The sequence below is a fragment of the Nocardioides sp. P4_G10 genome, assembly GCF_056401175.1.
The window spans coordinates 1-19,125 of the sequence record NZ_JBFUJV010000005.1 but is presented as its reverse complement, the minus strand read 5'-3'; the positions used below and the strand labels follow the sequence as shown (position 1 = coordinate 19,125).

The 19,125-nt window shown below is 72.0% G+C and carries 19 protein-coding genes; 17 read left to right on the top strand and 2 right to left on the bottom strand.

Features of this window, described 5'->3' with window-relative positions:
- Nucleotides 1-86 precede the first annotated feature (86 nt).
- The gene (locus AC1DP1_RS08355) at nt 87-962 is read right to left on the bottom strand and encodes a sulfotransferase domain-containing protein (protein ID WP_457188477.1); all 876 of its coding nucleotides are present in this window, start codon (nt 960-962) and stop codon (nt 87-89) included.
- A 36-nt stretch (nt 963-998) separates the two neighbouring features.
- Here AC1DP1_RS08355 and AC1DP1_RS08350 point away from each other — a divergent pair, with 36 nt between their 5' ends.
- The 6 genes from AC1DP1_RS08350 (at nt 999) to lon (ending at nt 8,309) form a co-directional block, all read left to right on the top strand.
- On the top strand, nt 999-3,068 hold the full coding sequence (locus AC1DP1_RS08350; protein ID WP_477506469.1) for an acyl-CoA dehydrogenase family protein: 2,070 nt from the start codon (nt 999-1,001) through the stop codon (nt 3,066-3,068).
- 1 nt (nt 3,069) lies between these two features.
- On the top strand, nt 3,070-3,744 hold the full coding sequence (locus AC1DP1_RS08345; protein WP_477506468.1) for a class I SAM-dependent methyltransferase: 675 nt from the start codon (nt 3,070-3,072) through the stop codon (nt 3,742-3,744).
- Nucleotides 3,741-4,337, top strand: a complete 597-nt coding sequence (locus tag AC1DP1_RS08340) for a hypothetical protein (RefSeq protein WP_477506467.1) — start codon at nt 3,741-3,743, stop codon at nt 4,335-4,337. The genes AC1DP1_RS08345 and AC1DP1_RS08340 overlap by 4 nt, the downstream gene beginning before the upstream one ends.
- Before the next feature lie 78 nt (nt 4,338-4,415).
- Nucleotides 4,416-4,985, top strand: a complete 570-nt coding sequence (locus tag AC1DP1_RS08335; protein WP_477506466.1) for a carboxymuconolactone decarboxylase family protein — start codon at nt 4,416-4,418, stop codon at nt 4,983-4,985.
- Nucleotides 4,986-5,041: 56 nt separating this feature from the next.
- The gene (locus AC1DP1_RS08330) at nt 5,042-5,851 is read left to right on the top strand and encodes an RNA polymerase sigma-70 factor (RefSeq protein ID WP_477506592.1); all 810 of its coding nucleotides are present in this window, start codon (nt 5,042-5,044) and stop codon (nt 5,849-5,851) included.
- 76 nt (nt 5,852-5,927) lie between these two features.
- Entirely contained in the window at nt 5,928-8,309 is a 2,382-nt protein-coding gene (gene lon / locus AC1DP1_RS08325) for an endopeptidase La (protein WP_477506465.1), read from the top strand.
- A gap of 24 nt (nt 8,310-8,333) precedes the next feature.
- Here lon and AC1DP1_RS08320 read toward each other — a convergent pair whose 3' ends face one another.
- On the bottom strand, nt 8,334-8,873 hold the full coding sequence (locus AC1DP1_RS08320; protein ID WP_457188489.1) for an inorganic diphosphatase: 540 nt from the start codon (nt 8,871-8,873) through the stop codon (nt 8,334-8,336).
- Nucleotides 8,874-8,999: 126 nt separating this feature from the next.
- Between AC1DP1_RS08320 and dacB the strand changes: the two genes are divergently transcribed.
- The 11 genes from dacB to AC1DP1_RS08265 all read left to right on the top strand — a co-directional run bounded on the left by dacB (nt 9,000) and on the right by AC1DP1_RS08265 (nt 19,079).
- The gene (gene dacB, locus AC1DP1_RS08315) at nt 9,000-10,484 is read left to right on the top strand and encodes a D-alanyl-D-alanine carboxypeptidase/D-alanyl-D-alanine endopeptidase (protein WP_477506464.1); all 1,485 of its coding nucleotides are present in this window, start codon (nt 9,000-9,002) and stop codon (nt 10,482-10,484) included.
- Nucleotides 10,485-10,655: 171 nt separating this feature from the next.
- Nucleotides 10,656-11,672: a zinc-dependent metalloprotease gene (locus AC1DP1_RS08310; protein WP_477506463.1), complete on the top strand. Its 1,017-nt coding sequence runs from the start codon at nt 10,656-10,658 to the stop codon at nt 11,670-11,672.
- Nucleotides 11,669-12,655, top strand: coding sequence for a tRNA lysidine(34) synthetase TilS (gene tilS, locus AC1DP1_RS08305; protein ID WP_477506462.1), 987 nt, complete (start codon nt 11,669-11,671; stop codon nt 12,653-12,655). The genes AC1DP1_RS08310 and tilS overlap by 4 nt, the downstream gene beginning before the upstream one ends.
- Nucleotides 12,656-12,757: 102 nt before the next feature.
- Entirely contained in the window at nt 12,758-13,309 is a 552-nt protein-coding gene (gene hpt / locus AC1DP1_RS08300; protein ID WP_191194333.1) for a hypoxanthine phosphoribosyltransferase, read from the top strand.
- Nucleotides 13,310-13,434: 125 nt separating this feature from the next.
- Complete coding sequence (ftsH, locus tag AC1DP1_RS08295; RefSeq protein WP_477506461.1) at nt 13,435-15,495, top strand: ATP-dependent zinc metalloprotease FtsH; 2,061 nt, start codon at nt 13,435-13,437, stop codon at nt 15,493-15,495.
- The gene (gene folE, locus AC1DP1_RS08290; RefSeq protein ID WP_477506460.1) at nt 15,492-16,112 is read left to right on the top strand and encodes a GTP cyclohydrolase I FolE; all 621 of its coding nucleotides are present in this window, start codon (nt 15,492-15,494) and stop codon (nt 16,110-16,112) included. The genes ftsH and folE overlap by 4 nt, the downstream gene beginning before the upstream one ends.
- A 38-nt stretch (nt 16,113-16,150) precedes the next feature.
- Entirely contained in the window at nt 16,151-16,954 is an 804-nt protein-coding gene (folP, locus tag AC1DP1_RS08285) for a dihydropteroate synthase (protein ID WP_477506591.1), read from the top strand.
- Nucleotides 16,951-17,325: a dihydroneopterin aldolase gene (gene folB / locus AC1DP1_RS08280; protein WP_191194336.1), complete on the top strand. Its 375-nt coding sequence runs from the start codon at nt 16,951-16,953 to the stop codon at nt 17,323-17,325. Before folP ends, folB begins: the two co-directional genes overlap by 4 nt.
- The gene (gene folK / locus AC1DP1_RS08275) at nt 17,318-17,887 is read left to right on the top strand and encodes a 2-amino-4-hydroxy-6-hydroxymethyldihydropteridine diphosphokinase (protein WP_191194337.1); all 570 of its coding nucleotides are present in this window, start codon (nt 17,318-17,320) and stop codon (nt 17,885-17,887) included. Before folB ends, folK begins: the two co-directional genes overlap by 8 nt.
- Nucleotides 17,888-17,948: 61 nt before the next feature.
- Nucleotides 17,949-18,452: a DUF3180 domain-containing protein gene (locus AC1DP1_RS08270; protein ID WP_477506459.1), complete on the top strand. Its 504-nt coding sequence runs from the start codon at nt 17,949-17,951 to the stop codon at nt 18,450-18,452.
- 9 nt (nt 18,453-18,461) lie between these two features.
- Complete coding sequence (locus AC1DP1_RS08265; RefSeq protein ID WP_457188505.1) at nt 18,462-19,079, top strand: hypothetical protein; 618 nt, start codon at nt 18,462-18,464, stop codon at nt 19,077-19,079.
- Nucleotides 19,080-19,125: the final 46 nt, after the last annotated feature.

The window sequence follows — 19,125 nt, the reverse complement described above, 5'->3', positions numbered from 1 at the left end:
CGTCGGACTTGTCGTCCGAAGCTCCCGCCTGGCGTCCGAAGTTTCGGCCGACAAGCGGGAAGTTCCCCGGATATCCGGGGATCGCGTCAGCGGACCTTGCGCGCCAGCCGCGCGGCCAGCTCGCCGGGGTCGAGCTGCCCGTCGAGGATGAGACGCGTCGGCCAGGCGGACGTGTCGATGCCCGACAGCTCCTCGAAGAGCGCGAGGTCCTTGGCGTAGACCTCGGCGACGTGCGCGAGGTCGTCGCCGGTGGGAGCGGTGCCGGGCACCTGCTCGGCGCCGGCGTGCCAGTTCTGGAGCGGCGGCACCTGCTCGAAGCGGGGCAGGTCGAGGAAGTCGGTGGTGCGGTCGACCGTGGCGGAGAAGTCGCCGAGCATCGCGCGCAGCTCGATCAGCAGCCACTGCCGCCGGTCGAAGAGCTCGAAGCCGCGCTGCAGCTGCTCGCCGTAGAACCCGCGCGCCAGGCCGGTCATGTGCCGCCACCGCATGGTGCGTACGTCGTCGGGGACCTCGTCGGGCAGCGAGGTGTGCGGCCACTCGGTGAGGAAGTCCGGCCAGTCGGGCCACGCGAGGTTGCGCGAGCGCAGCATCACCCAGTGGGAGAACAGCCGCTCGAGAGGGTCGCGGAACACCGCGACGAGCGGCATGTCCGGCTTGTAGGCGCGCATCCGCTCCAACGCGTGCGGCCAGTAGAGGTAGGTGGGCGAGGCGTCGCCGAGCAGCCGGTGCACGCGGGCGCGACGCGGCGCGGTGTAGTCGCGGTCGTAGTCCGGGGCCGACCAGTCGACGGTCTCGTCGTCGAAGTAGTGGCGCTCCTTGTCGGGCGCCTGGCACACGAGCCGGTGCTGGTTCAGCGTGACCGCCAGCGTCGACGTACCGCCCTTCTGCACGCCCACGACGGCGAAGTTGTAGGGCATCGACCCCAACGTCTCGCCCTGAGGGGTGGCATCCGACACGTTCATCGCGGTGAACCTACAGGGATGGCTACCGTTGGCGACATGGCCACCGACCAGGTCCCGCCCATTGCCGACGAGCTGCCCACGCCTCTGCCGGAGACGGCTCCGGCCCGCGTCGAGGACGACGGCGTCCACGCCGACGACTCGGGCTACCGGCGGCCGGAGGTCGACGTCGACGCGATGCGCACGCTGCTCGACGGCCGCTACGGCGAGGTCCGCGACCTCGTGCGCGACAACCTCACCGAGCACGCGCAGATCCTGCTCGACCAGGAGCAGATGACCACCGCCGACTTCCGCGAGCGCGTCAAGGACGTCGTGGTGATGATGGCCGAGACCGGCCAGACCGGCATGGGCTTCCCGGAGGAGTACGGCGGTGGCGGCGACATCGGCGCCTCGATCGCCGCCTTCGAGACCCTCGCCCTCGGCGACCTGTCGGTGCTGGTGAAGGTGGGCGTGCAGTTCGGCCTCTTCGGCGGCGCGATCCTGCAGCTGGGCACGAAGCACCACCACGACGCCTACCTCGCCGACCTCGTGAGCGGCCGCACGATGGGCTGCTTCGCGATGACCGAGAGCGGTCACGGCTCCAACGTGCAGGCGCTGGGCACCGTGGCGACGTACGACGCCGAGGCGCAGGAGTTCGTGATCACGACGCCCGACGACACGAGCCGCAAGGACTACATCGGCAACGCGGCGGCCCACGCCGAGCTGGCCGTCGTGTTCGCCCAGCTCGAGGTCGGCGGCGAGCGACACGGCGTGCACGCCTTCGTCGTCCCGGTCCGCGAGGACGGCCGGGTGCTCGACGGCGTCCGCATCGAGGACTGCGGCCCGAAGATGGGCCTCAACGGCGTCGACAACGGACGCATCTGGTTCGACGGGGTCCGGGTGCCGCGCACCGCACTGCTGAACCAGTTCGCCGAGGTGACGCCCGAGGGTCGCTACCTGTCACCGATCGACAACCCCAACAAGCGCTTCTTCACGATGCTCGGCACCCTCGTCCAGGGCCGCGTCTGCGTCGGCGGCGCGGGCATCAACGCGTCGAAGGTCGCGCTCGCCATCGCCACCCGCTACTCCGTGCGCCGCCGCCAGTTCGAGGCGAGCGACCCCGACGAGGAGCAGGTGCTCCTCGACTACGGCATGCACCAGCGCCGCCTGCTGCCGCTCATCGCGCGGACGTACGCCCTCCACTTCGCGCAGGAGATCGTCGCCGGGCAGCTGCACGAGGTGTTCTCCGGCCCCGGCCCGATCGAGGGGGGCAGCGACGAGCACGCCCGGCGGATGCTGGAGTCGCGCGCCGCCGGCACCAAGGCCCTCGGCACCTGGCACGCCACCCGCACCATCCAGGAGTGCCGCGAGGCGTGCGGCGGTGCGGGTTACCTCAGCGAGAACCGGTTCGCCGCGCTGAAGGCCGACACCGACGTCTTCACCACCTTCGAGGGCGACAACCACGTCCTGCTCCAGCTGGTCGCCAAGGGGCTGCTCACCGACTACGCCGGCGAGTTCGAGGAGATGGACCAGCTCGGCATGGCCCGCTTCGTCGCCGGCCTGGCGGTCGAGACCGTCGTCGAGCGGACGGCGGTGCACAAGCTCGTGCAGTCGGTGCGCGACCTGCTGCCCGGGGGCGACACCTGGGACCAGGAGGCCGGGCTGCTCGACCCGAACTACCAGCTCGCGATGCTGCGCTTCCGCGAGGAGCACATGATCGGCGGCGTCGCGCGCCGGCTCAAGCGCGGCATCGACCAGGGGGCGAACCCCGGGGCCGTCTTCTCCCGCGTGCAGGACCACGTCATCGCCGCCGCCCGCGCCCACACCGAGCGGCTCGTGCTCGAGGCGTTCGTCTCGAAGACCGCGAACCTGCCCGACGGTGACCTCAAGGTCGCCCTCAACCTGCTGTGCGACCTCCACGCCCTCGCCACGATCGAGGCCGACCGGGCCTGGTTCATGGAGCACGGCCGACTCTCCAGCGCCCGCTCCAAGGCGATCAGCCGCGAGATCAACGCGCTGTGCCGCAAGGTGAGGCCGCTCGCGGTCGACCTCGTCGACGCGTTCGGCGTGCCGGAGCAGATGCTGCGCAGCCCCGAGCTCCTCGGCTGGCCCATCGGATCGGACGACTGACGTGCGGCTCCGCGCGCTGGGTGGCTGGCACGAGGACCCGCTGTGGTCCTACGTCTACCCGTGGCTCGTGGAGCACGACCGCGTCGGCGGCGCGGCCTGGCGGGCCGGCACCGGCAGCGACCTGGCCCTCCTGCGCGAGACGGCCGACGAGATCGGCACCCTCCCGGGCGGTGCCCGGGTCCTCGACGTGCCGACCGGGTCGGGCGTCGCCCTGCGCGGCCTGCGTCCCGGTCAGGGGATCGACTACGTCGCCGCCGACATCTCGCCGACGATGCTCGGCCGGGCGCGCGCGGCCGCGGCCCGCCTCGGCGTCATCGACCAGGTCACCACCGTCCCGGCCGACGTGGGCGCCCTTCCGTTCGCCGATGCGTCGTTCGACCTGGTCATCTCCCTGACCGGCATCCACTGCTTCCCCGACCCGCGCCGTGCCATCGCCGAGATGGTGCGCGTGCTCGCCCCCGGCGCCGCGCTGACGGGGAGCTCGCTGTTCACCGACACCGGCCCGCGCTACGAGCTGCTGCGCCGGGTCGGCACGCGGGCCGGGATCCTCGGGCCGATGTGCACCTCGACCGAGGCGGTCACCTGGCTGCGGGAGCACGGCTGCCGCGACGTCGAGCTCACGCTCCACGGCGGGCTCGGCTACTTCCACGCGACCAAGCAGGAGGACCGCGGATGACCTTCGGAGGACTGCCCACCCGCTTCGAGCCGGCGGGCCGCAGCCACGGCGTCGCGCTCGTCGCTCCCGGCCGCGCGTACTCGCCGGCCGCGCCGCTTCTCGAGCTCGCCAGGAACGCGCTTCTCCAGCACGACCTCACCGTCCAGCAGATCTGGTGGGACTCGACCGCCCGCGGCGACGAGGACGCGGAGGCGTGGGTACGTCGGCACGTGGCCGCCGCGCACGCCCGCGAGGACGCCGACCACGTGCTCGTCGTCGGCAAGTCGCTCGGCACCCGCGCAGCGTCGTACGCCGCCGAGCGCGGTCTCGACGCGATCTGGTTCACGCCGCTCCTCGTCGACCCGGTCGTCGCCGAGGGGATCGCCGCCAACCCGGGGCGGCAGCTGCTGGTCGGCGGTGTCGCCGACGAGCTGTGGGACGTCTCCGTCGCGCGCGAGCTCGCCGACGCCGGCTGCGAGGTGCTGGAGGTGACGGACGCCGACCACAGCATGGGCACCGCCGACGTGGTCCGCACCGCCGAGATCCACCTCGAGGTCGCGCGAGCGGTCGAGGCCTTCCTGACCGACCTCCCGGGGGACGTGTCACAGGTCTGAACCGGCCGGTGTCTCCATGTCATCGAGACCCCCACCAGACGGAGTGATGACATGCCCAGCCAGTTCCCGCCCCAGAGAATGAGACTGCCGAAGGCGACCATCGACGGCGCCTACGGCGCGATCATGACCCGCGTCGCCCGCCGCATGTGGGGCAAGGTCCCCGACAACGCCTACGTGCTCTGGCACAACAAGCCGGTCCTCAAGGCGGTCTTCGGCTTCGAGCGAAAGGTCGGCACGTGGTCCGCGCTGGACCCCCACCTCAAGACGTACGCCGAGATGGCCAGCGCCGGAGTGATCGGTTGCTCGTGGTGCCTGGACTTCGGCTACTTCCTCGCCCACACCAACGGCCTCGACGAGGCCAAGGTGCGCGAGGTGCCGCGCTGGCGCGAGTCGGACGTCTTCACCGACCTCGAGCGCGACGTGATGGCGTACGCCGAGGCGATGACCGTGACGCCGCCGGGGGTCACCGACGAGATGGTCGCCGACCTGGACCGGCAGCTCGGCCACGCCGCCATGGTCGAGCTGACGATGATGGTCGCCGTGGAGAACCAGCGCTCGCGCTTCAACTCGGCGATGGGCCTGGTCTCGCAGGGTTTCAGCGACGTCTGCGAGCTCCCGCTCGCGGAGGCTGGGACGATCAGCAGGTGAGCGCGACCGATCACTTCACCGCCCACCGCAACCTGCTCTTCACCGTCTCCTACGAGATGCTCGGCTCGGCCGCCGACGCCGAGGACGTGCTGCAGGAGGTCTGGCTGCGCTGGGCGGACGTCGTGGTCGAGGAGGTGCGCGACCCGCGGGCCTACCTGGTGCGGATGACCACCCGGCTCTCGCTCAACCGGCTGCGGACCCTCGCCCGGCGTCGCGAGGACTACGTCGGCACCTGGCTGCCCGAGCCGGTGCTCACCGCGCCCGACGTGGCGCAGGACGTGGAGCTCGCGGACAGCGTCTCGACCGCGATGCTGCTCGTGCTGGAGACGCTGCCGCCCACCGAGCGGGCGGTCTTCGTGCTGCGCGAGGTCTTCGACGTGCCGTACGCCGAGATCGCGGAGGCGGTCGAGAAGTCCGAGCCCGCGGTGCGTCAGATCGCCAGCCGCGCGCGGGCCCACGTCGCCGACAAGCGCCCGCGCGCGTCCGTCAGCGCAGCCGAGCGCGACGCGGTGATCGAGCGGTTCCGTGCGGCCACCGAGACGGGCGACCTGCAGGGCCTGATGGACGTGCTCGCCCCCGACGTCGTGCTGATGACCGACGGCGGCGGCAAGGTGAAGGCGGCGCTCAACCCCATCTTCGGGCGCGAGAAGGTCTTCCGCTTCCTCACCGCCGTCGCCCCGGAGGCGCTCGAGCTCGAGCCGGTCTGGCTCAACGGGTCGCCGGCGATCCAGTTCGTGGTCGCCGGGCACCGCGACGGCGTCGGCACGATGCTCGTCGAGGACGGCGTGGTGACGCAGCTGTTCCTGGTCCGCAACCCCGACAAGCTCGGCTCGGTGGCCGGCGAGGTGCCGCTCTCCCGCTCGTGACAGCGGCCGCCGGCCGTTCGCGGTGGGCGAAACCCGTCCGGGCATCGACCTCGCGATCCCGTGCGTTGGGAGGGACATGACGCAGAACGTTTCGCTTCCCATCTCCCTCCCGGTGGTGTTCCTCCACGACACGGTCGTGCTTCCCGGCATGGTCGTGCCCATCGAGCTCGACGACCAGGCCCGCGCGGCCATCGACGCCGCCCGCCTCGCCCACGACGCCTCCCAGAAGTCGGACACCGCCGACAACGAGCCCACCCGCGTCCTCGTCGCCCCGCGGCTCGAGGACCGCTACGCCACCCACGGCGTGGTGGCCGTGGTCGACCGGGTCGGCCGCTTCGCCGGCGGCAGGCCCGCCGCGGTGCTGCGCGCCGAGCGCCGCGTCGCCATCGGCGCCGGGGTGACCGGACCCGGTGCGGCCCTCTGGGTCGAGGCCGAGCCCGTGCCCGAGGCGGTCGTCACCGACGAGCTCCGCGCGCTCGCCGAGGACTACCGCACCCTCGTCGTCTCGATCCTGGAGCGCCGCGAGGCGTGGCAGGTGATCGAGACCGTCCGACACCTCGCCGACCCCGACGCGCTCGCCGACACCTCCGGCTACGCGCCGTACCTCTCCGACGACCAGAAGCGCCAGGTGCTGGAGACCCCCGACCTGGGCGACCGGCTGCGCCTGCTCATCGAGTGGACGCGGTCCTACGACGCCGAGGACGAGGTCAACGACAAGATCAGCCAGGACGTCCGCGAGGGCCTGGAGAAGAACCAGCGCGAGTTCCTGCTGCGCCAGCAGCTCGCCGCCATCCGCAAGGAGCTCGGCGAAGGCGAGCCCGACGGCTCGGACGACTACCGCGCCCGGGTCGAGGCAGCCGACCTGCCCGAGGCAGTCCGGCATGCCGCGCTGCGCGAGGTCGACAAGCTCGAGCGCTCCAGCGAGCAGGCCCCGGAGGCCGGCTGGATCCGCACCTGGCTCGACACGGTCCTCGAGCTGCCGTGGAACGAGCGCACCGAGGACAGTGCAGACGTCGCGGCCGCCCGAGCGGTGCTCGACGCCGACCACCACGGCCTCGACGAGGTCAAGGACCGCATCACCGAGTACCTCGCCGTGCGTGCTCGTCGCGCCGAGCGCGGCCTCGAGGTGATCGGCGGTCGCGGCTCCGGCGCTGTGGTGCTGCTCGCCGGTCCTCCCGGCGTCGGCAAGACCTCGCTCGGCGAGTCCGTCGCCCGGGCACTGGGCCGCACCTTCGTCCGCGTCGCCCTCGGCGGCGTGCGTGACGAGGCCGAGATCCGCGGCCACCGGCGCACGTACGTCGGCGCCCTGCCCGGCCGCATCGTGCGGGCGATCAAGGAGGCCGGCTCGATGAACCCGGTCGTCCTGCTCGACGAGGTCGACAAGGTCGGCGCGGACTACCGCGGCGACCCCGCCGCGGCGCTGCTCGAGGTGCTCGACCCGGCACAGAACCACACGTTCCGCGACCACTACCTCGAGCTCGACCTCGACCTGTCCGACGTGCTCTTCATCGCCACCGCCAACGTGGTCGAGCAGATCCCGTCGGCCCTGCTGGACCGCATGGAGCTCGTCACCATCGACGGCTACACCGAGGACGACAAGGTCGCCATCGCGCGCGACTTCCTGATCCCACGCCAGCTGGAGCGGGCGGCGCTGACCCCCGAGGAGGTCACCGTCTCCGACGACGCGCTCGGCGAGCTCGCGGCCAACTACACCCGCGAGGCCGGCGTACGCCAGCTCGAGCGGCTGCTGGCCAAGGCGTTCCGCAAGGCCGCCACCCGGCTTGCGACCGGCGCCGTCGAGCGGCTCGACATCGACCGCGACGAGCTCGTGGACCTGGTCGGGCGGCCGCGCTTCACGCCCGACAGCCACGAGCGGACCGACGTGCCCGGTGTCGCCACCGGCCTCGCCGTGACCGGCCTCGGCGGCGACGTGCTCTACGTCGAGACGTCCGTGTCAGCCGGCAAGGCGGGGCTCACCGTGACCGGCCAGCTCGGCGACGTGATGAAGGAATCGGCCTCGATCGCGCTGTCCTGGGTGCGCGCGCACGCGGACGAGCTCGGGATCGACCCGGACGTGTTCGAGCAGTCGATCCACGTGCACTTCCCGGCCGGCTCGATCCCCAAGGACGGCCCGTCCGCGGGTGTGACGATGGTGACCGCCCTCGTCTCGCTGCTCACCGGACGGCCCGTGCGCTCCGACGTCGGCATGACCGGCGAGGTCACGCTCTCGGGGCGGGTGCTGCCGATCGGTGGCGTGAAGCAGAAGCTGCTCGCCGCCCAGCGGGCCGGTCTGGCGACGGTCTACGTCCCGGAGCGCAACCGTGCCGACCTCGACGACGTACCCGCCGAGCTGCTCAGTGAGCTCGACGTGCGTCCGGTCGGGCGGGTGACCGAGATCCTGGCCGAGGCCCTCGAGCCTGTGGCCTCGTCGCTCGGCGCGACGGACGCGGCCGCCTGAGCAGCTGCAACGCCGGCGACAGCCTCAGGCGTCCTCGCCCAGGCTCTCGTCGGCGATGTTGTCGAGGTCGTTGCCGTGGCCCTCGGTCTTGAAGCGCTCGAACGAGGCCTGGACCTCGGCCTCGGCCTCGACGCGGCCGACCCAGTCAGCGCCCTCGACGGACTTGCCGGGCTCGAGGTCCTTGTAGACCTCGAAGAAGTGCTGGATCTCCAGGCGGTCGTACTTGGAGACGTGGTTGATGTCGCGCAGGTGCTCCAGTCGCGGGTCGTGGGCAGGCACGCACAGCACCTTGTCGTCACCGCCGGCCTCGTCGGTCATCCGGAACATGCCGATCGCGCGGCAGGCGATGAGGCAGCCCGGGAAGGTCGGCGCCTGCAGGATCACGAGCGCGTCGAGCGGGTCGCCGTCCTGGCCGAGGGTGTTCTCGATGAAGCCGTAGTCCGCCGGGTAGGCGGTCGAGGTGAAGAGCATCCGGTCGAGGCGCAGGCGCCCGCTCTCGTGGTCGACCTCGTACTTGTTGCGCTCACCCTTGGGGATCTCCACCAGCACGTCGAACTCGAGCACGTCTTCCTCACCTTCTCCGGCACGCCATCGGGCCGCTCAGCTGCGCCGGGCACGGCCCGACGCATGGGTACGGGGGCAGTGTCGCGCACAATGGCCCCGATGCGCGAAGCGAGAGGGTCGAAAAGGGTGGGACGTGACCTACGCCACTCCGGCCCGCGGCGACGCCGGTGGTCGGTGTGGCACTGGCTGCCGACGGTCCTCGTCCTCGCCCTGCTGGCGGCCGGAGTGGGGGCCTACCGCTTCGAGTGGGGCCAGCGCTACCTGCCGGGTCTGGCCGCCGACCCGCAGACCGAGCCGGAGCAGGTGCTCGCGCCCGCCGGCCTCGACCTGCCCGAGTGGACGCCGCCGGCCGACGACGCCGTCGCCCTCGACACCGCCGGTGCCCTCGACGCGGACCGGGTCGCCACGGCCGTCTCCGACGACCTCTCCGACCCCGACCTCGGCAAGCACGTCGTGGGGGCGGTCGCGCCCCTGGCCCCCGGCTCGGCCGAGTGGACCACCGGGGACGGGCGCTACCTGCCGGCCTCGACCACCAAGCTGCTCACCCTGGGGGCCGCACTGGACGTGCTCGGGCCCGACCACACCTTCACCACGCGGGTCGTGCGCGGCGCCGGTCCGCGCGACGTCGTGCTGGTCGGCGGGGGAGACCCGCTGCTGGCCAGCAGGTCGCTCACGGTCGCCGAGGCCGAGTCGACGTACCCCGCCCGCGCCGACGTGACGACCCTCGCCCTGCAGGTCGCGGAGGCGCTCGGCGGCCAGGGACGCGTCCGGGTCCGCTTCGACGACAGCCTCTTCACCGGCCCGACCGACAACCCGGCCTGGCGCCGCGACTACGTCCCCGACGACATCGTCAGCCCGATCACCGCGCTCATGGTCGACGGGGGCGACGAGCCCGACAGCGACCTCAAGTCCGACGAGCCGTCGCTGGCAACCGCCCAGGTCTTCGCCGACGGCCTCCGCGCCGCGGGGCTGCGCGTGAACGGGCAGCCGCAGCGGGTCGTCGCGCCCGCCGGCGCAGAGGAGCTGGCCTCCGTCGAGAGCGCGCCGCTGTCGCAGGTCGCGGAGCGGATCCTCGACGTCAGCGACAACGAGGGCGCCGAGGTGGTGGGCCACCAGGTCGGCCTCGCCACCTCCGGCACCGGGTCGTTCGAGGCGGGCGCGGCCGGCGTGCTCGACACCCTCGGCGGACTCGGGATCGACGTCGCCGGCGCCGAGGTGTACGACGGCTCCGGCCTGTCGCGGCGCAACCGGGTCTCGACGTCCCTGCTCATCGACCTGATCCAGCACGCCGCCGGCCCGGACGGCGCGGGCATGCGCAGCCTGGTCACCGGGATGCCCGTCGCCGGGTTCACCGGGTCGCTCACCTACCGCTTCGCCGAGGGCCCCGCCGTCGCCCGCGGCCTCGTGCGCGCCAAGACCGGCACCCTCACCGGCGTGCACGCCCTCGCCGGCATCGCCGTCGACCGCGACGGGCAGCCGCTCGCCTTCGTCTTCGGCGCGGACAAGTCCCCGCCGATCGAGCGCTACGACTCGCAGGAGGCCCTCGACCGCGCGGCCGCCTCCCTCGCCTCCTGCAGATGCAGCTCGTCCGCCGACTCGGTGGTCCAGTAGGTCGCGAGCCCCGGCGAGCGTCCGTATCGAGACCCATATCCCTTTGTCGCCCGGACACCGCCCGCGGGTCTCGATACGTCCCGTCACGACCTCGCAGGCTCGGTCGTGGGGCCACTCGACCTCCTTCCCCACGCCGGGGGCTCATTCTTCGCTCCCGGCTAGGGTCACGATATGAACCTCGTCGACTGGGACTTCGCCGTCACCGTGGGAACCCGGGTGGCCGGGCCCGGGCCGGACGTGTCGCCCGACGAGGCGGCCGCCGCGGTCGTCGAGCTCCGCGAGGGTGCGACCCGCTCGACCCCGCTGGTCCGTGAGTTCACCGGGCTGCACACCGAGGCCGGCACCGCGCCGGTGCTGGTCGTGGATCGCAGCGGCTGGCTCCGGGCCAACGCCGACGGCTTCGCCAAGCTCCTGAGCCCGGTCGTGGACAAGCTCATCGAGAAGAAGGGCCCCCCGTCGGCGTTCGCCGAGGCCGTCGGCACCCGGGTCACCGGCGCCGAGGTCGGCCTGATGCTCGGCTTCCTCGGCAGCAAGGTGCTGGGGCAGTTCGACCCGTTCCACGAGCCGTTCGGCCGGCTGCTGCTGGTGGCCCCCAACATCGTCCACGTCGAGCGCGAGATCGGCGCCGACCCGACCGACTTCCGGCTGTGGGTGTGCCTGCACGAGGAGACCCACCGGGTGCAGTTCACGGCCAACCCGTGGCTCGGCCAGCACCTGATGAGCCAGATGCACGCAGTCGCCGACACCCTCGAGCCGAGCGCGGTGCTCGACGGGCTCCGCCGCGGCGCCGACGTGCTCCGCGGCAGCAACGGCAGCATCATCGACCTCGTCTCCTCGCCCGAGCAGAAGGAGATCCTCGACCGGGTCACCGGCGTGATGTCGCTGCTCGAGGGCCACGCCGACGTCGTGATGGACGGCGTCGGCCCGACCGTCATCCCGTCGGTGGCGGAGATCCGCCGGAAGTTCAACCAGCGTCGCAAGGGCGTCGGTGGCGTCGACAAGCTGCTGCGGCGACTGTTGGGCCTCGACGCCAAGATGGCGCAGTACCGCGACGGGGCCGTCTTCGTGCGCCACGTCGTCGACAAGGTCGGCATGGAGGAGTTCAACGCGGTGTGGACCGGCACCGAGACCCTGCCCTCCAAGGCCGAGATCAGCGACCCCGACGCCTGGATCGCCCGCGTGCTGTGACGCTCCACCCCTCGGTCGCGGCGGTCCGGCTGCCGGTGCGCCGGATGCTGTCCCGCCTCGAGGCTCGAGACGGTGGGCGCGCGACCGTCGCCGTGGCGTGCAGCGGCGGTGCGGACTCCCTCGCCCTCGCCTCGGCGGTCGTCTTCGAGGGACACAAGCTCGGGCTGCGCGTGGTCGGCGTGACCGTCGACCACGGCCTGCAGGCCGGCTCCGCGGAGCAGGCCGACCGTGTCGTCGCCCAGCTCGCCGCGATGGGCGTCGACGAGACGCTCACCGCGCGCGTGGACGTCGACGCCGCGTCGGGGATGGGGCCGGAGGCCGCCGCGCGCGAGGCGAGGTACGCCGTCCTGGAGCAGGTCGCCGAGCACCTCGAGGCACGGCTCGTGCTGCTCGGCCACACCCTCGACGACCAGGCCGAGACGGTGCTGCTCGGCCTCACCCGTGGCTCGGGCGGCCGGTCCCTGCAGGGCATGCGGTCGTCCTTCGGGGTGTTCGCACGCCCGCTGCTCGGCGTACGCCGTGACGACACCGTCACCGCCTGCCTGGTGGAGCGGCTCGAGGCCTGGGACGACCCCCACAACTCCGACCCGGTCCACACCCGGGTGCGCGTACGTGACCGGGTGCTGCCGGTCCTCGAGGCCGAGCTCGGACCCGGGATCGCCGCCGCCCTGGCCCGCACCGCCGACCAGCTGCGCGAGGACACCGCGCTGCTCGACGACCTCGCCGACCGGGCGCTCGCCCGCGCCCGCCGCGACGGCGGCCTCGACATCGAGACCCTGACCGGCGAGCAGCCGTCGATCCGGCACCGCGTCCTCCACCGCGCCGCCCTCGACGCCGGGTCACCGCCGTCCGAGCTGACCCGCGACCACGTCCTCGCCGTCGACGAGCTGCTCGTCGGGTGGCGGGGCCAGAAGTGGATCGACCTGCCCGGCCCGCTCCGCGCCCTTCGCCGCGACGGACTCCTGCTCATCGAGGCACCGTGACGGCAGTTCGCGGCACCAGCCACCGCGGGCACGCCCACCTGTGACCGGCGCCGGGCCGAACTGCCTGCACGGTGCCCTCCGTCGCCCCCTAGGCTGACGTCCATGGACTCGTCCCACGTGGAGAACGACCTGGTCAACATCCTCTTCACTGAGGAGCAGATCCAGCAGCGGCTGGCCGAGATGGCCCTCCAGATCACCGAGGACTACGAGGGACGCGACCTGCTCGTCGTCGGCGTCCTGCGGGGGGCGGTGATGGTGATGGCCGACCTCGCGCGGTCGATGCCGCGGCACCTGGAGATGGACTGGATGGCCGTCAGCTCCTACGGGTCGGGCACCAAGTCCAGCGGCGTGGTCCGCATCCTCAAGGACCTCGACACCGACATCAGCGGCCGCGACGTGCTGATCGTCGACGAGATCATCGACACCGGCCTGACCCTGAGCTGGCTGGTCAACAACCTCTCGAGCCGCAGCCCCGCGAGCGTCGAGATCGCCACGCTCCTGCGCAAGCCCGAGGCGCTCTCGATGCCCGTGGAGCCGAAGTACATCGGCTGGGACATCCCCAACGAGTTCGTCGTCGGCTACGGCCTCGACTATCGCGAGCGCTACCGCAACCTGCGCGACATCGGCACCCTCGCGCCCCACGTCTACTCCTGAGCGAGCGTGCCCGAGCGCGCCACTGACCTCGAACGGGTCGCACCGCTTCACCCCGCCTGAAAGAATAAGGGCCCCGGCGGCGTGTAGCGTCGCCTCCTCACCTCCGAAACCGCCGAAAGTTGCCTGTGAAGCGCATATTCAAGGGTCCCTGGCTGTGGATCGTCCTGTCCGCGTTCGCGGTCCTCCTGGCGATCCAGTTCCTCGCACCCAGCGACGGCTACGACGAGGTCGACACCTCGACCCTCGCCTCCTACATCGACGACGGCAAGGTCGACGAGATCGAGTTCAACGGCGCCGACTTCGAGATCCAGGCGACGCTCGACAAGGGCACCCGCGAGGACGGCGACAAGGTCGTCGCGCAGTACATCGACGGGCAGCAGGAGATCTTGCTCGCTGCCGTCGACGAGCAGGTCGCCGCGGGCACGATCGACAAGGCCAACTCGACCGTCCCGCAGCCGAGCTTCCTCGGCTCGCTGCTCGCCACCCTGCTGCCCTTCGCGCTGATCATCCTGCTGTTCATCTTCCTGATGAACCAGGCCCAGGGCGGCGGCGGACGCGGCGTCATGCAGTTCGGCAAGTCCAAGGCCAAGCTGATCACCAAGGACATGCCGAAGACGACGTTCAGCGACGTCGCCGGCTGCGAGGAGGCGATCGAGGAGCTCGGCGAGATCAAGGAGTTCCTCACCGACCCGGCCAAGTTCCAGGCCGTCGGCGCCAAGATCCCCAAGGGCGTGCTGCTCTACGGCCCGCCCGGAACCGGCAAGACCCTCCTCGCGCGCGCGGTCGCGGGCGAGGCGGGCGTGCCGTTCTACTCCATCTCCGGCTCCGACTTCGTCGAGATGTTCGTGGGTGTGGGCGCGAGCCGCGTCCGCGACCTCTTCGAGCAGGCCAAGGAGAACCCGCCGGCCATCGTCTTCATCGACGAGATCGACGCCGTCGGCCGCCACCGCGGCGCCGGGATGGGCGGCGGCCACGACGAGCGCGAGCAGACGCTCAACCAGCTGCTCGTCGAGATGGACGGCTTCGACGTGCGTGGTGGGGTCATCCTCATCGCCGCCACCAACCGTCCCGACGTGCTCGACCCCGCGCTGCTGCGCCCGGGCCGCTTCGACCGCCAGGTGCAGGTGGACGCCCCCGACCTCAACGGCCGCCACCAGATCCTGAAGGTCCACTCGCGCGGCAAGCCGATCGCGCAGGACATCGACCTGCTCAGCATCGCCCGCCGCACGCCCGGCTTCACCGGTGCCGACCTGGCCAACGTGCTCAACGAAGCGGCGCTGCTGACCGCGCGCAGCAACGCCAAGATGATCACCGACGAGTCCCTCGACGAGGCGATCGACCGCGTCATCGCCGGTCCGCAGCGTCGTACGCGCCTGATGAGCGAGCGCGAGAAGCTCATCACCGCCTACCACGAGGGCGGCCACGCCCTGGTCGCCGCGGCCCTGCCCGGCACCGACCCGGTGCACAAGGTGACGATCCTGCCGCGTGGTCGTGCGCTCGGATACACGATGGTGCTGCCGGACCGTGACAAGTACTCCCAGACGCGCAGCGAGATGCTCGACTCCCTCGCCTACATGCTCGGCGGCATGGCCGCGGAGGCGCTGATCTTCCACGACGTCACCTCCGGTGCCGGCAACGACATCGAGAAGGCGACGGGTCTCGCGCGGGCGATGGTCACCCAGTACGGCATGACGGAGCGCCTCGGTGCGGTCAAGCTGGGCGACAGCAACTCCGAGCCCTTCCTGGGCCGCGACATGGGCCACACGCGCAACTACTCCGAGGAGACCGCCGCGGCGGTGGACGGGGAGATCAAGACGCTGCTGGGCCACGCCCACCAGGAGGCCTTCGAGATCCTCCACGAGAATCGCGACGTCCTCGACGCGCTGGTGCTCGCGCTGCTCGACAAGGAGACCCTCGACAAGGGTGAGATCGCGGCGATCTTCGAGCCGTTGACCCGGCGTCCGACGCGTCCGGCGTGGACCGGCTCGCCCGAGCGCGTGCCGTCGACGATCCCGCCGGTCGACATCCCGCAGGAGATCCGTGACCGGGTCAACGCCGACATCGCCTCCCAGCAGTCCGAGACCAGCGGCGCGATCCTCACGCCGCCCGGCGCGGGTGGAGACGTCCACGGCGTCCAGGGCGTCCACCCGGACACCCCCACCCCGCCCAGCCCGGACGCGCCGTGACCGACCCGGTCACCGTGCCCCAGGTCGAGCCGGAGGACGTGCCCGACTTCGACCAGGCCAGGGCCGAGGCCGCCGTGCGCGAGCTGCTCTACGCGATCGGCGAGGACCCCGAGCGCGAGGGGCTGCACGAGACCCCGGCGCGGGTCGCCCGCGCCTACGCCGAGCTCACCCAGGGCCTGCGCCAGAGCCCGCGCGACGTGCTGACCACCACCTTCGACCTCGGTCACGAGGAGATGGTGCTGGTGCGTGACATCGAGCTCTGGTCGATGTGCGAGCACCACCTGGTGCCGTTCACCGGGGTGGCCCACGTCGGCTACATCCCGGCCGAGACCGGCAAGATCACCGGCCTGTCCAAGCTCGCGCGGCTCGTCGACGTCTACGCCAAGCGCCCGCAGGTCCAGGAGCGGCTCACCACGCAGGTCGCCGACTCGCTGATGGAGATCCTGGAGGCGCGCGGCGTCATCGTGGTCATCGAGGCCGAGCACCTCTGCATGACGATGCGCGGGGTCAAGAAGGCCGGCGCCCGCACGATCACGTCTGCCGTGCGCGGCATGTTCCTGACCCAGCAGGCCACCCGCGCCGAGGCGATGGCGCTCATCCACTCAGGCACCAGGTGAGCGAGGGGGCGTCCCCCGCTGACCGGTCGACCCGGGTGATGGGGATCGTCAACGTCACGCCCGACTCGTTCTCCGACGGCGGCCGGTGGGACACCACCGAGGCCGCCGTCGCCCACGGCCGACACCTCGTGGTGCAGGGGGCCGACGTCCTCGACATCGGGGGTGAGTCGACCCGGCCGGGCGCGACCCGCCCACTGGTCGCCGAGGAGCTCGGCCGCGTCGTCCCGGTCATCCGTGAGCTGGCGACCGACGGCGTCGTGGTGTCGGTCGACACGATGCGCGCCGAGGTGGCCGCGGCGGCCATCGACGCCGGCGCGGGGATCGTCAACGACGTCTCCGGCGGCCTCGCCGACCCGCGGATCCTCGACGTCGTCGCCGACAGCGACGCGTCCTACGTCGCGATGCACTGGCGCGCCCACGCCGACCGGATGCGCAACTTCACCGACTACTCGCCCGACGGCGTCGTGGAGTCCGTACGCCGTGAGCTGGGCGAACGGCTCGATGCGGTCCTCGCCGCCGGCGTCCCGCGTGAGCGGGTCGTCCTCGATCCGGGGCTGGGCTTCGCCAAGAAGCCCGGCCACAACTGGGAGCTGCTCGCCTCGCTCGACGGCTTGCGCGAGCTGGGTTGCCCGCTGCTCGTGGGTGCCAGCCGCAAGTCGTTCCTCGGCTCCCTGCTGGCCGTCGACGGCGTGCCGCGGCCGGTCGACGAGCGCGAGCACGCCCACGCCGCCCTGGTCGCCCTGCTGGCCGTCCGCGGGGTCGACCTCCTGCGCGTGCACGACGTACGAGCCACGCGGGACGCACTCGCGGTCGTGGCAGCGATGGATGGAGGCACGACATGACGGACGAGCTGTCCGTGACGGGCATCGAGTGCTTCGCCCACCACGGTGTCTTCGACTTCGAGCGGCGCGAGGGCCAGGTCTTCGTCGTCGACCTCGTGCTGGGCATCGACACCCGGCCTGCGGCTGCCTCCGACGACCTGGTGGACACGGTCAACTACGGCACGCTGGTGGCGGACGTGAAGGCTGCCGTCGAGCGCGACCCCGTCGACCTGATAGAAACCGTCGCTCAACGCATCACGGACGTGTGCCTGTTGGACACTCGTGTTGAATGGGCGCGAGTCACGCTCCACAAACCTGATGCGCCCATCGACGCGACGTACTCGGACGTCGCGCTGACGATCACCAGAACGCGAGGCAACGCTCATGACTGAGACTCCCAACCCCCACATCGTGGACGCCGACTCCCTCACGGGGGAGATGCACCCGATCCGCCGGGTGGTGCTCGGCCTGGGCTCCAACCTCGGCGAACGTCTGGGCTCCCTGCAGGGCGCGGTCAACGCGCTCGCGGACACCCCGGACTTCTTCGTCACGGGCGTCTCGCCGGTCTACGAGACGGAGCCGGTCGACGCGCCGGAGGGCTCGCGCCCCTACCTGAACGCCGTCCTGCTCGCCGACACCACGCTCCCCGCCGCCCGGCTGATGGAGCGTGCGCTGGCCATCGAGGACGCCTTCGACCGCGAGCGCAGCGACATCCGCAACGCCCCGCGCACCCTCGACGTCGACCTGATCGTGGTCGGTGACCGCCGCTCCAACGAGGACTTCCTGCGACTGCCGCACCCGCGCGCCCACGAGCGCGCCTTCGTCCTCCAGCCGTGGCACGACCTCGAGCCCGACGCGGTCTTCCCCGACCGTGGCCCGATCGCCGAGCTGCTCGACGCGTCCGACTCCTCGGGTGTGAAGAGGCGCGAGGACCTCACCCTCGAGGTCGAGTGACCACCCCGCGACCTCCTGCTCCTCCGCTGCGCTCCTCCCCAGGACGCCGCGGGGACCCCGAGTGACCGAGTCCGGCCCGGACGCGCCCCACGAGGACCCTGACGAGCCGCGCGGGACGCTCCGTCCCACCTCTGCGCGCGCCCTGACGGCGTCCATCGTCGTCGGACTGGCGCTCGGCTGGGCGATCCACCCCGTGATGACCTCCGTGGCCGGCCGGCCACCGCTGGTGTCGTGGGCGCAGGCCCTCGTGCTGGTGATGGTCGCCGCGATCATGGGCTTCCTCGCCTGGCACACGTGGCAGACCGTCCAGGTGCGGGGTCAACGGCTCGAGCCGCACCAGGCGGTCAACCGACTCGTCCTGGCCCGGGCGTGCGCCCTCGCCGGTGCCGCGGTGACCGCCGGCTACGTCGGCTACGCCGTCAGCTGGCTCGGCGACGAGTCGCACTACGCCGACCGGTGGATCCTCCGCTCGCTGGTCGCCGCCGCCGGTGCGGCGGGGGTGACCCTCGCCTCGCTGGCCCTGGAGCGTGCGTGTCGCACGGACGGCGGGCTGCCGCGCGCCTAGTCTGGCGCCATGCCTTCCCAGGAGTCACAGCAGTCACAGGTGTCTCGTACGCCTGCTCGTCGCCGCCAGCGCAGCACGCGCCTGGCCGTGGCCGTCACGCTCCTCGCCGTCGGCGCGGCGCTCGTGATCGGCGCGCTCGCGTCCTCGTCGGCCGGACTGACCGCTGTCGCTGCCGTCGTGGCCGTGCTCGCCGGAGCAGCCGCCACCCGCATCACCCACTCCGAGCTCATGCAGGCGCGTCGCGACGCCGCGCGCGACCGCGCCGTGCAGGCGCAGGAGTACCGCACCCTGACGGAGCGCCGTACGGCCGAGTCCGCGGCCTTCGCCGCCGACATGCGCCGCAAGATCAACGAGCGCGAGGAGGCCATCGACGTCCTCGAGCGGGCCCTCTCCAACGCCCAGAAGAACGCGGCCGAGCAGACCCTCAAGCGTGGCCAGGAGGCCCGGCGTGCCGACGCCGCCGAGCGCGGCCGGGACGAGGCGCAGAGTGGCCGCGACGACGCCGAGGGCCGTGCCGCCGAGGCGATCGTGATCGTCGCCGAGCTCGAGGCCGAGATCGACGTCCTCCGCGCGGAGCTCGACTCCCTCCGCGCCGCCGCCGCGCGCCGCGACCACAGGAGCGCCTGAGGCTCCACGACCTGAGCGGTGGCCCAGCCACGTTCCTGGCACCGGG

Coding starts and splice junctions, on each gene's coding strand:
- AC1DP1_RS08355 (WP_457188477.1), bottom strand. CDS start 962: ATGAACGTGTCGGATGCCACCCCTCAGGGCGAGACGTTGGGGTCGATG.
- AC1DP1_RS08350 (WP_477506469.1), top strand. CDS start 999: ATGGCCACCGACCAGGTCCCGCCCATTGCCGACGAGCTGCCCACGCCT.
- AC1DP1_RS08340 (WP_477506467.1), top strand. CDS start 3,741: ATGACCTTCGGAGGACTGCCCACCCGCTTCGAGCCGGCGGGCCGCAGC.
- AC1DP1_RS08335 (WP_477506466.1), top strand. CDS start 4,416: ATGAGACTGCCGAAGGCGACCATCGACGGCGCCTACGGCGCGATCATG.
- AC1DP1_RS08330 (WP_477506592.1), top strand. CDS start 5,042: ATGCTCGGCTCGGCCGCCGACGCCGAGGACGTGCTGCAGGAGGTCTGG.
- lon (WP_477506465.1), top strand. CDS start 5,928: ATGACGCAGAACGTTTCGCTTCCCATCTCCCTCCCGGTGGTGTTCCTC.
- AC1DP1_RS08310 (WP_477506463.1), top strand. CDS start 10,656: ATGAACCTCGTCGACTGGGACTTCGCCGTCACCGTGGGAACCCGGGTG.
- hpt (WP_191194333.1), top strand. CDS start 12,758: ATGGACTCGTCCCACGTGGAGAACGACCTGGTCAACATCCTCTTCACT.
- folP (WP_477506591.1), top strand. CDS start 16,151: ATGGGGATCGTCAACGTCACGCCCGACTCGTTCTCCGACGGCGGCCGG.
- folB (WP_191194336.1), top strand. CDS start 16,951: ATGACGGACGAGCTGTCCGTGACGGGCATCGAGTGCTTCGCCCACCAC.
- folK (WP_191194337.1), top strand. CDS start 17,318: ATGACTGAGACTCCCAACCCCCACATCGTGGACGCCGACTCCCTCACG.
- AC1DP1_RS08265 (WP_457188505.1), top strand. CDS start 18,462: ATGCCTTCCCAGGAGTCACAGCAGTCACAGGTGTCTCGTACGCCTGCT.